Consider the following 13,244-nt stretch of genomic DNA (forward strand, 5'->3'; position numbering starts at 1 on the left):
ATGCGCGCAGATCTGTTGATTGTCGGTGCCGGTATGGTCGGCAGCGCCCTGGCCTTGGCGCTTCGCCACAGCGGCCTGGAAATTCTCCTGCTCGATGGCGGCCCGCTGTCGGTCAAACCGTTCGATGGCGCCGCACCGTTCGAGCCACGGGTCAGTGCCCTGTCGGCGGCCAGCCAGCGCATCCTCGAACGCCTGGGGGCCTGGGAAGGCATCGCCGGGCGGCGCGTGTCGCCGTATTCCGACATGCATGTATGGGACGGCAGCGGTACCGGTCAGATTCATTTCTCCGCAGCCAGCGTGCATGCCCAGGTGCTCGGCCATATCGTCGAGAACCGGGTGGTACAGGACGGTCTGCTGGAGCGCCTGCACGACAGCGACATCGGCCTGCTGCCCAATGCTCGCCTGGAGCAGCTACGCCGTTCTGGTGACGAATGGCTGCTGACCCTGGCCGACGGCCGCCAGCTGCGGACACCGTTGGTGGTGGCCGCCGACGGCGCCAATTCGGCAGTGCGCCGCCTGGCCGGTTGCGAGACCCGTGAATGGGATTACCTGCACCACGCGATCGTCACCAGTGTGCGCTGCAGTGCTGCGCACCAGGCCACCGCCTGGCAGCGCTTCACCGATGAGGGGCCGCTGGCGTTCCTGCCGTTGTCGCGTGACGGCAAGCAGGATTGGTGCTCGATCGTCTGGTCGACGACGCCGGAGCAGGCCGAGCAGATCATGGCACTGGATGAGCAGGCCTTCCTCAAGGCCCTGGAGCGCGCCTTCGAAGGGCGCCTGGGCGCTGTGCTGGAGGCCGACCCGCGCGTCTGTGTGCCGTTGCGCCAGCGCCACGCCAAGCGCTACGTGGACGAAGGGCTGGTGTTGATCGGCGATGCCGCGCACACCATTCACCCGTTGGCCGGGCAGGGCGTCAACCTGGGCTTCCTTGACGCCGCGGTGCTGGCCGAGGTGCTGGAGAAGGCCTGCGAGCGCGGTGAGCGGTTGGCGGATGTGAAAGTGCTCAGCCGTTATGAGCGCCGGCGCATGCCGCACAACCTGGCGCTGATGGCAGCGATGGAAGGCTTCGAGCGCTTGTTCCAGGCCAATCCGCTGCCGCTGCGCTGGTTGCGTAACAGCGGGTTGAAGCTGGTGGAACAGCTGCCGGAGGCCAAGGCGGTGTTCGTGCGCCAGGCGTTGGGGCTGACCGGGGATCTGCCGGAACTGGCCAAGGCTTGAGACAGGCGGGGCCGCACAGCGGTCCTCTGCAACATCCGGTAACTGCTCGGATGATGAGTCGGAAAATGGGATTCACTACCATTTGCACCTCTCATACGATCCGAGGAGTGCTTTCCATGTTGCCACGCAAGCCCCTACTGGCCGCCCTGGCCCTGACCCTGTTCGGCGGCACCGCCCAGGCGGCGGACGAAGTGGTGGTGTACTCCTCGCGCATCGACGAACTGATCAAGCCGGTGTTCGATGCCTATACCGCCAAGACCGGGGTCAAGGTCAAGTTCATCACCGACAAGGAAGCCCCGTTGATGCAGCGCATCAAGGCCGAGGGCGAGAACGGCGTGGCCGACCTGCTGCTCACTGTCGATGCCGGCAACCTCTGGCAGGCCGAGCAGATGGGCATCCTGCAGCCGATCAAGTCGGGCATCATCGACCAGAACATTCCCCCGCAGTACCGCGCTTCGTCCCATGACTGGACCGGCCTGAGCCTGCGTGCACGGACCATCGTCTACTCAACCGAACGGGTCAAGCCAGCCGAGCTGACCACCTATGAAGCCCTCGCTGACAAACACTGGGAAGGCCGCCTGTGCCTGCGCACCGCGAAGAAGGTGTACAACCAGTCGCTGACCGCCACGTTGATCGAGAACCACGGCGAGGCCAAGGCCGAGCAGATCGTCAAAGGCTGGGTCGGCAACCTGGCCACCGATGTGTTCTCCGACGATAACGCGGTGATCCAGGCCATCGAGGCCGGCCAGTGCGATGTGGGCGTGGTCAACACCTACTACTACGGCCGCCTGCATGCCCAGAACCCGAAACTGCCGGTGAAGATCTTCTGGCCCAACCAGGGTGACCGTGGCGTGCACGTCAACCTGTCGGGCATCGGCCTGACCAAGCATGCACCGCACCCGGAAGCCGCCAGGAAGCTGGTCGAGTGGATGACTGGCGAAGAGGCGCAGAAGCTGTTCGCCGACATCAACCAGGAATTCCCGGCCAACCCGAAGGTCAAGCCGTCGGATGAAGTTGCAGCCTGGGGCAGCTTCAAGGCCGACAGCCTGCCGGTGGAAGTGGCCGGCAAGCGCCAGGCCGAGGCCATTCGCCTGATGGATCGCGCTGGCTGGAACTGAGCTGTCCTCCCGGGGCCTGTACAGGCCCCTGTGGGAGGGGGCTTGCCCGCGAAGCGGTCGCCATTGCAATCGAGAATTCAACCTTGCCCCACACCCTGCAACGCCGTTGGTACCTCCCGGTCACCCTGACCGCCGCCCTGGTCCTCCTGCCCCTGAGTGTGCTGTTGCTGTCCTGGCAGTCGATCGACCTGCAGATCTGGACGCACCTGCTCGACACCCAGATGGGCCGCCTGCTGGGCAATACCGCGACCCTGGTGGTCGGCGTCGGTATCGGCGTCACCCTGCTCGGCGTCAGCCTGGCCTGGCTCACCAGCCTCTGCGAGTTCCCCGGCCGACGCTGGCTCGACTGGGCGCTGATGCTGCCGTTCGCCATTCCGGCCTACGTGCTGGCCTTCGTTTTCGTCGGCCTGCTCGACTTTGCCGGCCCCGTGCAGAGCGCCCTGCGCGAAGTGTTCGGGCCCATGCGCCTGCCACGGGTACGCTCTACGGGTGGGGTGATCATCGTGCTGGTGCTGGTGTTCTACCCCTATGTCTACCTGCTGGCGCGCACGGCGTTCCTGGCCCAGGGCAAGGGCCTGATGGAGGCTGCGCGGGTGCTGGGTCTGTCACCCCTGCAGGCCTTCTGGCGGGTGGCACTGCCGATGGCGCGGCCTGCGATTGGTGCGGGTATCGCCCTGGCGCTGATGGAGACCCTGGCCGATTTCGGCGCGGTGGCCGTGTTCAACTTCGACACGTTCACCACGGCCATCTACAAGACCTGGTACGGCTTCTTCAGCTTGTCCAGTGCGGCCCAGCTGGCCAGCCTGCTGCTGTTGGCGGTGATGCTGGTGCTGTATGGCGAGCGTCGCGCCCGTGGCGCGACCCGCAGCGGCAACGAGCGGCCTCGCGGGCAGGCGCTCTACCACTTGCGCGGGTTCAAGGCGCTGCTGGCCAGTGGCTGGTGCCTGCTGGTGTTCGCCTGCGCATTCGTCATCCCGCTGCTGCAGTTGCTGGCGTGGTTCTGGCAGCGCGGTCGGCATGATCTGGACGAGCGCTATGTCGGCCTGGTGCTGCATACGTTGTACCTGGGCGGCATGGCCGCTCTGATCACCGTCTGCGTGGCGCTGCTGCTGGCCTTCGCCCGCCGTCAGGCGCCGACGGGCGGCATCCGTGCCGGCGTTGGCCTGGCCAACCTGGGCTATGCCTTGCCCGGCTCGGTGCTGGCAGTGTCGATCATGCTGGCTTTCAGCTACCTGGATAATCAGCTGGTCATTCCACTGTCGACCTGGTTGGGCGGTGCGGGCAAGCCGCTGCTGCTGGGCAGCCTGGCCGCCTTGCTGCTGGCCTACCTGGTGCGTTTCATCGCCGTGGCCTATGGCCCATTGGAGAGCAGCCTGGAACGTATCCGCCCCTCATTGCCGGAGGCTTCGCGCAGTCTCGGCGTCGGTGGCGTGGGTTTGTTTTTCAAGGTGTATCTACCGCTGCTGGTGCCCGGGGCCCTGAGCGCCGCGCTGCTGGTGTTCGTCGACGTGCTCAAGGAAATGCCCGCCACCTTGCTGATGCGCCCGTTTGGCTGGGACACCCTGGCGGTCAGGGTGTTCGAGATGACCAGCGAAGGCGAATGGGCGCGCGCCTCGCTGCCGGCGCTGACCTTGGTGCTGGTAGGGCTGCTGCCGGTCATCGGGCTGATTCGCCGTTCCGCTCGGCGTCCGGGTCACAGTCACTGAGGATGCCAGCTTGCGCCCTTGCGGCTACAATGCGCGGCATTCGCGCGGCGGGTCCTACAAGAAGAGCTGACGATTAAACGTCATCGACCGCCGCCGCTTCGCCACGCCCGGAAGGAGAAACCCATGGGACAGCGCACGCTTTTGTACGACTTGCACCTGGCGCTTGGCGCCAAGACGGTCGATTTCGGCGGCTGGGACATGCCGCTGCACTATGGCTCGCAGGTCGAGGAGCACCATCAGGTGCGCAGCGACTGCGGTGTCTTCGATGTGTCCCACATGACAGTCATCGACATCACCGGCGGCGACGCCACGCCCTGGCTGCAACGTCTGCTGGCCAACGACGTGGCCCGTCTCGACGGCACCGGCAAGGCGCTGTACAGCCCGTTGCTCAACGAAGACGGCGGGGTCATCGACGACCTGATCGTCTACCGCACACAGGGCGGCTACCGTCTGGTCACCAACGCGGCCACGCGGGCCAAAGTCAGCGATTGGCTGCAGCGGCAGAGCGCCGGCTTCAGCATATCGTTCGACGTTCGTCCAGACCTCGCGATTCTCGCCATCCAGGGGCCGAACGCCCGCGAGAAAGTCGCCGCGCTGCTGAGCCCTGCGCGCGCCGCTCTGATCCGCGAGCTGCGCCCGTTCGAAGGTGTTGCCGAAGGTGACTGGTTCATCGCCCGCACCGGCTACACCGGTGAAGACGGCCTGGAAATCATCCTGCCAGGTGATCAGGCCGTAGCGTTCTTCAACGACCTGGTCGGCGCCGGCATCGCGCCCAGCGGCCTGGGCGCGCGCGACACCCTGCGCCTGGAAGCCGGCATGAACCTGTACGGCCAGGACATCGATGAAAGCCATACCCCGCTGACCTCCAACCTGGGCTGGTGCATTGCCTGGGAACCCGCCGAACGCAACTTTGTCGGCCGTACCGGCCTGTTGGCGGAAATCGAGCGCGGTGTGCAGGAAAAACTGGTTGGCCTGGTGCTGGAAGAGCGCGGCGTTCTGCGTGCCCACCAGGTGGTGCGTGTAGCCGGGATTGGCGAAGGGGAGATCACCAGTGGTAGTTTCTCGCCTACGCTGAGCAAGTCCATTGCCTTGGCGCGCGTGCCCATGGCTACCGGTGACCGTGCCGAGGTCGAGATCCGCGGCAAATGGTACCCGGTGCGGGTGGTCAAACCGACCTTCGTGCGCCACGGCAAGATTTTGATCTGAACATTCAACGGCGGGCCGAACCGCTGACCCAAACGAGGAATTCAAGACATGAGCACTATCCCCGCCGATCTGCGTTTCGCCGAAAGCCACGAGTGGGCGCGCCTGGAAGCTGACGGCACTGTCACCGTCGGCATCAGCGACCACGCCCAGCAAGCGCTGGGTGACGTGGTGTTCGTCGAGCTGGCCGAAGTCGGCAAGACCTTTGCCACTGGCGACGCAGCTGGCGTGGTCGAGTCGGTCAAGGCCGCCTCCGACATCTACGCCCCGGTTTCCGGTGAAGTGATCGCGGTCAACGAAGAACTGGCCGAAAACCCTGAATCGCTGAACGAAGAACCCTACGAGGCGTGGATCTTCAAGCTGAAGCCGAGCAACCCGGCCGAGCTGGAGAAGTTGCTGGATGCTGCAGGTTATGCAGCCGCTATCGGCGAGTAATTGAGTGATGCTGGGGGTGCAAAGCGCCCCCAGCAATAGCCCTGCAAAAGCGGCAATCCTTCCTAGACTTATAAGTCTCCATGAGACCTGGTCTAGGAAGAGAGCGTCGACATGTCCCAGTCGCCATCCCTGCATCAACTGCAAGAGCTCAACCCTTTCCTGCGCCGCCACCTGGGGCCCGATGCCTCGGAGCAGCAGGCGATGCTCAGCACCCTCGGCCTCAACAGCCGCAGCGAGCTGATCGAGCAGACCGTGCCGCCAGGCATCCGCTTCAACCGCGCTCTCGACCTGCCGCCAGCCCTGGATGAACAGGCTGCGCTGGCCAAGCTGGCCGGCTACGCCGAGCAGAACCAGGTGTGGACCAGCCTCATCGGCATGGGCTACCACGGCACCGTCACGCCCACGGTCATCCTGCGCAACGTGCTGGAAAACCCCGGCTGGTACACCGCCTACACGCCCTATCAGCCGGAAATCGCCCAAGGCCGTCTGGAGGCGCTGCTCAACTTCCAGCAGATGGTCATTGACCTCACCGGGCTGGCACTGGCCAATGCGTCGTTGCTCGATGAAGCCACGGCCGCTGCCGAAGCCATGGCCCTGGCCAAGCGCGTGGCGCGCAACAAGAGCAACGCTTTCTTTGCCGACGAGCACTGCCATCCTCAGACCTTGTCGGTGTTGAAAACCCGCGCGGAAGGCTTCGGTTTCCAGCTGATCGTCGACACGGTGGATAACCTTGCCAAACACCAGGTATTCGGCGCCTTGCTGCAGTACCCGGACACCCACGGCGAAGTGCGCGACCTGCGCCCGTTGATCGACCAGTTGCACAGCCAGCACGCCGTGGCCTGCGTGGCCGCCGACCTGCTCAGCCTGGTGATGCTGACACCGCCCGGTGAGCTCGGCGCCGATGTGGTGCTGGGTTCGACCCAGCGCTTTGGTGTACCGATGGGCTACGGTGGTCCGCACGCGGCCTATTTCGCCTGCCGCGACGACTACAAGCGGGCGATGCCCGGGCGCATCATCGGCGTGTCCCGCGATGCTCGTGGCAACACGGCTCTGCGCATGGCCCTGCAGACGCGCGAGCAGCATATCCGCCGCGAAAAGGCCAACTCCAACATCTGCACCGCCCAGGTGCTGCTGGCCAACATCGCCAGTTTCTATGCGGTGTACCACGGCCCGGAAGGCCTGCAGCGCATCGCCCAGCGGGTGCACCGGCTGACCTTCGTGCTGGCCGCAGGCCTTGAGGCCAAAGGCATCAAGCGCCTCAACCAGCACTTTTTCGACACCTTGACCCTGGACGTCGGCGGCGCTCAGGCGGCGATCATCGAAAGTGCCGAGGCTGCCCGCATCAACCTGCGCATCCTGGGGCGCGGCCATCTGGGCGTGAGCCTGGACGAAACCTGTAACGAAGCCACCGTGCTACGGCTGTTCGACATTTTCCTGGGCGTCGATCATGGCCTGGATATCGCCACGCTCGACCAGCACGCGCTGCCCGAAGGCATCCCCGCTGCGCTGGTGCGCCGCACGCCGTTCCTCAGCCACCCGGTGTTCAACCTGCACCACAGCGAAACCGAGATGCTGCGCTACCTCAAGCAGCTGGAAAACAAGGACCTGGCGCTGAACCAGTCGATGATCCCGCTCGGCTCCTGCACCATGAAGCTCAATGCCACCAGCGAGATGATCCCCATCACCTGGCCTGCTTTCGCCCAGCTTCACCCCTTTGCGCCCGCCGCACAGGCCACGGGCTACAAGGCGATGATCGACGAGCTGGAAAGCTGGTTGTGTGCCATTACCGGCTTCGACGCCATCTGCATGCAACCCAACTCCGGTGCCCAGGGTGAGTACGCCGGGCTCATGGCCATTACCCGTTATCACCGCAGCCGACATGAGCCTCAGCGCACGCTGTGCCTGATCCCGTCGTCGGCCCATGGCACCAACCCGGCCTCGGCGCAGATGGCGGGCATGGAGGTGGTGATCGTCGATTGCGACGAGGCCGGCAACGTCGACCTCGAAGACCTCAAGGCCAAGGCCCATGCCGCCGGGGCCAGGCTGTCGTGCCTGATGGTCACCTATCCCTCGACCCATGGTGTGTACGAAGAGGGCATCCGCGAGATCTGCGAGGTGGTCCACCAGCACGGTGGCCAGGTGTACATGGACGGCGCCAACCTCAACGCCCAGGTCGGCCTGGCGCGGCCGGCTGATATCGGTGCCGATGTTTCGCACATGAACCTGCACAAGACATTCTGCATCCCCCATGGCGGTGGCGGCCCAGGCATGGGGCCGATCGGCATCCGTGCTCATCTGAAGCCGTTCGTCGCCAGTCACCCGGTCGTACCCGTCCCCGGCCTGGACCCGAACAACACGGCGGTCAGCGCCGCGCCCTGGGGCAGTGCGAGCATCCTGCCGATCAGCTGGATGTACATCGCCATGATGGGCCCGCAGCTTGCTGATGCCAGCGAAGTGGCGATCCTCTCGGCCAACTACCTGGCCAGTCAGCTCGGCGGCGCGTTCCCGGTGTTGTACCGCGGGCGCAATCAGCGCGTGGCGCACGAATGCATCCTCGACCTGCGGCCACTCAAGGCGCAGACCGGCATTACCGAGGAAGACGTTGCCAAGCGCCTGATGGACTATGGATTCCATGCCCCGACCATGTCATTCCCGGTGCCGGGAACCTTGATGGTCGAGCCAACCGAAAGCGAGTCGAAGGCTGAGCTGGACCGCTTCGTCGAGGCGATGCTGGCGATTCGGGCAGAAATTGCCGAGGTGCAGGAGGGTAACTGGCCGGCGGAAGACAATCCGCTCAAGCATGCGCCGCATACCCTGGCCGATGTGCTGGCGCCGTGGAACCGGCCTTACAGCCTGGAGCAGGCGGTTGCGCCCAGTGCTCATGTGCGCCTGCACAAGTACTGGCCAGCGGTGAACCGGGTCGACAACGTGTATGGGGACAGGAATCTGTTCTGTGCTTGCGTGCCGGTGGAGGCTTACCGGTGAAAAACTGGGGCCGCAAAGCGGCCCCAGGCCTTACTCAGCTACCGCGTTCTTGGCCAGGATGGCGTTGGCCAGTTCCATGTCCGAGGCTTGCATCCCTGGGTTCTCGGCACGCACCTGTTGCAGCGCCTGCTCCAGGAACGGCCCGCGAATCGCGCCTTCACTGGCGACGAAGCTGCCGGCGTCATCCTGTGCCGCGAGCACCAGCTTGTGGTCGTGCGAAGTGATGTAGCTCGACGCCGTGGTCGCGCCGGAAGTCATTACGTTACGCCAGAAAGTATCGGCCATGGCAGAGCCAACAGGCAGCGAAAGCAGGGCAGCAGCTGCGATGGCGGTTTTGAGACGCATGATGAAACACCTCGAAGGGTGAGGGGTGGGGATGGTCGGTTTGATCCAGAAAAATGGGCGCAAGTTCCTTGAATACAAGGGTTTTTTGCTCAGGAGCAGACCCGCAGTACCTCCTCGAAGCGGGTCAGCCCGCGGGCCACTTTCGCCTCCCCACAGCTGCGTAAATCTTGTAACCCTTCAGCTAGAGCCTGCCGTTGCAGTTCAGCCAGATCGGTACTGGCGCCTATCCGTGCTCGCAGGCTTTCACTCGGGATCAGCAGTTCGAACAAACCTGTACGGCCTCGGTAGCCAGTGCCCCGACAGACCTGGCAAGGATCGCCCGACTGGTCACCCTGGCATGCCTGGCAAAGCAAGCGCACCAGGCGCTGGGCCATGACCCCGCCCAGGGTCGCCCGGATCAGGTAATCGGCCACACCCAGCTCGAGCAGGCGGGTAATGGCGCTACAGGTGTCATTGGTGTGCAGGGTCGAGAGTACCAGGTGCCCGGTGAGCGCAGCCTGAACCGCCACCAGTGCAGTCTCGCGGTCGCGGATTTCGCCGATCATGATGATGTCCGGGTCTTGGCGCAGCAGGGCGCGCACGCCATCGGCAAATCCCAGGCCCAGGGCCGGTTGCACCTGCAGCTGGTTGAACGCCGGCTCCAGCCGCTCGATCGGGTCTTCGATGGTGCACAGGTTGACCTGCGGTGTGGCCAGCTGCTTGAGGCTTGCGTAGAGCGTGCTGGTCTTGCCGGACCCGGTAGGCCCGGTGACCAGCAGGATGCCCTGGCGGCGCTGCAGCAGCGTTTGCCACTGGGCCAGTTGCGCGCCCTCCAGGCCCAATTGGTCGAAGTCTTCCTGCAACTGGCGCGGGTCGAACACGCGCAGCACCAGTTTTTCACCAAAGGGCGTCGGCAGCGTCGAGAGGCGCAGCTCGACTTCGCTGCCGCCCGGCAGGCTGCTCTTGACCCGGCCGTCCTGCGGGCGGCGCTTTTCCGCCACATCCATCCGGCCAAGGTGTTTCAGGCGGCTGACCACGGCCAAGGTGACGCTGGCCGGGAAGGCGTAGACAGTGTGCAGCAGCCCATCGATGCGGTAACGCAGGTGGCCTTGATCGCGGCGTGGCTCCAGGTGGATATCGCTGGCGCGTTGCTCGATGGCGTACTGCAGCAGCCAGTCGACGATATGCACGATGTGCGCGTCGTCGGCCGTGGCCTGCGCCTGCCGCTTGCCGAGCTCAAGCAAGTGTTCGAGCTCACCCAGGCTGGTCGCTTGCTGGTGCTGCGCACCTTGTACCGAGTGGGCCAGGCGAAACAGCGACTGGCCCAGTTGGCGAATCTGCAGCGGGCTGGCCAGCACGCGGCGAATCGGTTTGCCCAGGCTGCGCGCCAGGTCGGCCTGCCACAGCTGTTGATAGGGTTCGGCGCTGGCCACGGTGATGGCGTTGGCGTCGTTGGCAACGATCAGGATGCCGTGGCGTTGCGCGAAGGCGGGGGAGATCAGGCCATTGACCTGGGCCAGGTCGAGTTGCATGGGGTCGATGCGCAGGTAAGGCTGACCGACCTTTTGCGCCAGCCATTGGCACAGGGTGTCCAGATTCAGCAGCTGGCCGGGTTGGCAGCGATCTTCCAGGCCCAGGGCGGCAATGGTTTCAAGCGGGTGGTGAGTACTGTACCGGGACGCTTGTTCGCGGACCTGGCATGAGTCGTTGGCGGTCAGGTGCTGGTCGGCCTGCAAGGCGTCCAGCAGGCTTTTGAGATCGAGGGATTGCTCGTTGGGGGAGAACATCGGCGGCGTCCGTGCCTTGGGGGAGTCCTGGGTCAAGGCTAGCCGGGCCTGGCAGAGCGAGGTTCGGGAAAGGATTTCGGAATTTTGCGCCGTCGGGCTTCAGACTGCCGCGAGCTCCAGGCGCGCCAGGTTTTCCAGGCTCACCTCCCCGACACACACCAGGTTGCGCAGTTTTTGCGCAATCACTTGCGCCCGGTGCCAGCTCAACCCACCGATACCCACCTCGATATCGAGCCAGTCGTCCTGCTGGCTGACCTGCACGCTGTGGGGCGTGAGGAACTGCAAGGCAAACAGGTTGAGCACCCGGCACAGGGTATCCGGCTCGGCTTCGGCCTGCAGGCGATAACGTACGGTGCTGTGGCTGGCGTTGGCGGCCCAGGCATCGCTGCGGGGCAGGGGGCGTTCGAGTGCGTTCATGCTGGGTCTCCGCGAATGTGGGAGAAATTCTTGCACGTCGAAGCCGGTATTTTTTCGCTATGATTCTGTCGATTTGCGGCTGATGCAAATTAATCAATTTGCATAAGCATATTTTGGAGAATTATTCATGCAAAGCGAACTGGATGCCTACGACCGGCGCATTCTCGAACTCCTGCAAGAGGACGCGTCGCTGTCCAGTGCGCAGATCGCCGAGCGTGTGGGGCTGTCGCAATCGCCCTGCTGGCGCAGGATCCAGCGGCTGAAAGAGGAAGGGGTGATTCGTGGGCAGGTGGCCCTGCTGGACCGCAAGAAGGTCGGCTTGAATACGCAGATCTTCGCCGAGGTGAAACTCAACGCCCACGGCCGCTCCAACTTCACCGAATTCACCGAGGCGATCCGCGGCTTTCCCGAAGTGCTGGAGTGCTATGTGCTCATGGGGGCGGTGGACTTCCTGCTGCGCATCGTCACCTCGGATATCGAGGCTTATGAGCGCTTCTTCTTCGAAAAGCTATCGAACGTGCCTGGGATCCAGGAAGTGAATTCGATCGTGGCACTGTCGGAGATCAAGTCCACCACCAGCCTGCCGCTATCGAGGTGATGCCTTCGCGGTATCAGGCCCGCTCCTACAGGGAAATCTGTAGGAGCGGGCTTGTCCCGCGAAGCAGGCGACGCGGTATCAGGCCTTGAGCAGGTGCTTCCAGCCCCGGCTCTGATCAACCGCCCGCGCCTGCTCGATGCGCGCTTCCAGCACTTCATCGCTGATTGGCAGTTCCGCCAGCTCATGCAGCTTCTTCAGGTCGCCGTACAGGCGGTCCATCTGCGGCGCTTCGAGCACCTGGCGTGCATGGTGCAGCCAGGCCAGCAGCTGTTCGATGCGCGGCAGCTGTTCGGCCAGGTCTTCCGGGCGCTGGGTGTACAGCGGCAGCTTCAGCGAGCGGCCTTCTTCGCCCAGCAGGTGCGCCAGCCAGCTGGCCAGCTGCGCCTTGCCCTGGCGCTCGCCGCGGCCCTTGCGCTCCACGGTCCAGGCACGGGCCAGCAGCCAGCGCGAGGTCTCCAGGGAGAACTGACCCCAGCGTACGTCTTCGAGCTCTTCGATGAACTGCTCGGGCGCGGCACGGCGGATGTCTTCGTCGTCGTTGCCGGCCTGCACCAGCGGGCGCCAGTCTTCCAGCAGCGCGTCGAGGCTGGCGCGCAGCTCGCGGGTGGTCGCGCGTGGTGCGGCCTGGCCCAGGCTGGCAACCAGTGCGCGCAGTTCGGCCAGGCACTGTACCCAGTCCTGCAGCAGGCGCCAGTGGCCATTGTGGCGGTACTGCTCGGCCAGGCGCTGGCTGCTGCCCAGCAGCTGCCAGGCGAGCGCGGTGAACGCGTCGTCCACGGCCATTTCGGCGTCCAGTTCGGTGGAGGGCAGGCCCAGCTCATAGCTGTCCGGCTCCAGCAGGCGGTAGCCGCGCTCGGCCTTGCTGATGTCGCACGGCATCAGCGGCAGGCTGGCGGCCAGCTCGGCGGCCAGCTCCAGCAGCGCTTCAGGGGCGCCTTCGCGCAGTTCCAGTTCCAGCTCGCTAATTTCTTCCTTGCGCTTGCCGGCGATCACGAAGCCTTGGTCCAGCGCCGCTTCGATCACCACCTTGCTCTTGCCGCGGCCCCAGCTGATCTCGGCGTACTCGCGGGTGAAGTCGGTGGTGAACAGCGGCTTGATGGTTTTCTTGTCCAGCTCGGCCAGTTGCTCGGGCCAGCAGCTGGCGTCGAGCTTTTTCAGGTCGAGCTTGACCTTGTCCAGATGCCATTCGTACTCGTTGCGCTCGGACAGCCCGGCGACGCTCTGGCCGCGGCACTTCAGGGTCTGGATGATGTCCTCGCCGTCACGGCGCAGGCGCAGGGCGACACGAGCGGCGGAGAGGTCGCGCTCAGGGGTGTCGAAGTACTGGTTGAGCAGCTCGCGAGTCTGCCAGCCGGACTTGTTGCGCTTTTTCAGCAGGGGGTGCTCGCGCAGGGCGGCCAGGGTCTCGCGGCTGGCGCGGAGCTTGAGTTCGGTTTCTTTGTGCATCACAGGC

Annotated in this window: 11 protein-coding genes; 7 read left to right on the plus strand and 4 right to left on the minus strand. The window is 64.7% G+C overall.

Features of this window, described 5'->3' with window-relative positions:
• The 6 genes from ACIPZ8_RS03985 (at position 1) to gcvP (ending at position 8,665) form a co-directional block, all read left to right on the plus strand.
• Positions 1-1,218: a 2-octaprenyl-3-methyl-6-methoxy-1,4-benzoquinol hydroxylase gene (locus tag ACIPZ8_RS03985; RefSeq protein ID WP_400720463.1), complete on the plus strand. Its 1,218-nt coding sequence runs from the start codon at positions 1-3 to the stop codon at positions 1,216-1,218.
• Between the two features lie 116 nt (positions 1,219-1,334).
• Positions 1,335-2,336 (plus strand): extracellular solute-binding protein, encoded by a 1,002-nt coding sequence (locus tag ACIPZ8_RS03990; RefSeq protein WP_400719832.1) that lies wholly within the window; start codon positions 1,335-1,337, stop codon positions 2,334-2,336.
• 83 nt (positions 2,337-2,419) lie between these two features.
• Positions 2,420-4,042 carry an ABC transporter permease gene (locus tag ACIPZ8_RS03995; RefSeq protein ID WP_400719834.1) on the plus strand — a complete coding sequence of 541 codons (1,623 nt, stop codon included), beginning with the start codon at positions 2,420-2,422 and terminating at the stop codon, positions 4,040-4,042.
• A gap of 123 nt (positions 4,043-4,165) precedes the next feature.
• Positions 4,166-5,248 (plus strand): glycine cleavage system aminomethyltransferase GcvT, encoded by a 1,083-nt coding sequence (gene gcvT / locus ACIPZ8_RS04000; RefSeq protein WP_400719836.1) that lies wholly within the window; start codon positions 4,166-4,168, stop codon positions 5,246-5,248.
• A 48-nt stretch (positions 5,249-5,296) separates the two neighbouring features.
• The gene (gene gcvH / locus ACIPZ8_RS04005) at positions 5,297-5,680 is read left to right on the plus strand and encodes a glycine cleavage system protein GcvH (protein WP_400719837.1); all 384 of its coding nucleotides are present in this window, start codon (positions 5,297-5,299) and stop codon (positions 5,678-5,680) included.
• A gap of 111 nt (positions 5,681-5,791) precedes the next feature.
• A complete protein-coding gene (gcvP, locus tag ACIPZ8_RS04010; protein ID WP_400719839.1) occupies positions 5,792-8,665 on the plus strand; it encodes an aminomethyl-transferring glycine dehydrogenase in 2,874 nt (957 codons plus the stop codon).
• A gap of 30 nt (positions 8,666-8,695) precedes the next feature.
• Here gcvP and ACIPZ8_RS04015 read toward each other — a convergent pair whose 3' ends face one another.
• The 3 genes from ACIPZ8_RS04015 to ACIPZ8_RS04025 all read right to left on the minus strand — a co-directional run bounded on the left by ACIPZ8_RS04015 (position 8,696) and on the right by ACIPZ8_RS04025 (position 11,193).
• Positions 8,696-9,010 carry a DUF2388 domain-containing protein gene (locus tag ACIPZ8_RS04015; RefSeq protein WP_110632695.1) on the minus strand — a complete coding sequence of 105 codons (315 nt, stop codon included), beginning with the start codon at positions 9,008-9,010 and terminating at the stop codon, positions 8,696-8,698.
• Between the two features lie 89 nt (positions 9,011-9,099).
• Complete coding sequence (locus ACIPZ8_RS04020; protein ID WP_400719841.1) at positions 9,100-10,776, minus strand: GspE/PulE family protein; 1,677 nt, start codon at positions 10,774-10,776, stop codon at positions 9,100-9,102.
• 99 nt (positions 10,777-10,875) lie between these two features.
• Positions 10,876-11,193: a hypothetical protein gene (locus ACIPZ8_RS04025; protein WP_400719843.1), complete on the minus strand. Its 318-nt coding sequence runs from the start codon at positions 11,191-11,193 to the stop codon at positions 10,876-10,878.
• Positions 11,194-11,320: 127 nt separating this feature from the next.
• On the opposite strand from ACIPZ8_RS04025, the gene ACIPZ8_RS04030 reads away from it, so the two are divergent.
• Entirely contained in the window at positions 11,321-11,791 is a 471-nt protein-coding gene (locus ACIPZ8_RS04030; RefSeq protein ID WP_400719845.1) for an Lrp/AsnC family transcriptional regulator, read from the plus strand.
• A 78-nt stretch (positions 11,792-11,869) separates the two neighbouring features.
• On the opposite strand, the gene ACIPZ8_RS04035 is transcribed toward ACIPZ8_RS04030, so the two are convergent.
• A complete protein-coding gene (locus tag ACIPZ8_RS04035; protein WP_400719847.1) occupies positions 11,870-13,237 on the minus strand; it encodes a CYTH domain-containing protein in 1,368 nt (455 codons plus the stop codon).
• Between the last annotated feature and the right edge of the window lie 7 nt (positions 13,238-13,244).

The sequence above is a fragment of the Pseudomonas sp. NPDC089422 genome, from assembly GCF_044749405.1.
GTDB lineage: Bacteria > Pseudomonadota > Gammaproteobacteria > Pseudomonadales > Pseudomonadaceae > Aquipseudomonas.

Excerpts from the sequence above, each read along its gene's own strand:
- ACIPZ8_RS03985 (WP_400720463.1), top strand. The coding sequence starts at position 1 with ATGCGCGCAGATCTGTTGATTGTCGGTGCCGGTATGGTCGGCAGCGCC.
- ACIPZ8_RS03990 (WP_400719832.1), top strand. The coding sequence starts at position 1,335 with ATGTTGCCACGCAAGCCCCTACTGGCCGCCCTGGCCCTGACCCTGTTC.
- gcvT (WP_400719836.1), top strand. The coding sequence starts at position 4,166 with ATGGGACAGCGCACGCTTTTGTACGACTTGCACCTGGCGCTTGGCGCC.
- gcvH (WP_400719837.1), top strand. The coding sequence starts at position 5,297 with ATGAGCACTATCCCCGCCGATCTGCGTTTCGCCGAAAGCCACGAGTGG.
- gcvP (WP_400719839.1), top strand. The coding sequence starts at position 5,792 with ATGTCCCAGTCGCCATCCCTGCATCAACTGCAAGAGCTCAACCCTTTC.
- ACIPZ8_RS04015 (WP_110632695.1), bottom strand. The coding sequence starts at position 9,010 with ATGCGTCTCAAAACCGCCATCGCAGCTGCTGCCCTGCTTTCGCTGCCT.
- ACIPZ8_RS04020 (WP_400719841.1), bottom strand. The coding sequence starts at position 10,776 with ATGTTCTCCCCCAACGAGCAATCCCTCGATCTCAAAAGCCTGCTGGAC.
- ACIPZ8_RS04025 (WP_400719843.1), bottom strand. The coding sequence starts at position 11,193 with ATGAACGCACTCGAACGCCCCCTGCCCCGCAGCGATGCCTGGGCCGCC.
- ACIPZ8_RS04030 (WP_400719845.1), top strand. The coding sequence starts at position 11,321 with ATGCAAAGCGAACTGGATGCCTACGACCGGCGCATTCTCGAACTCCTG.
- ACIPZ8_RS04035 (WP_400719847.1), bottom strand. The coding sequence starts at position 13,237 with ATGCACAAAGAAACCGAACTCAAGCTCCGCGCCAGCCGCGAGACCCTG.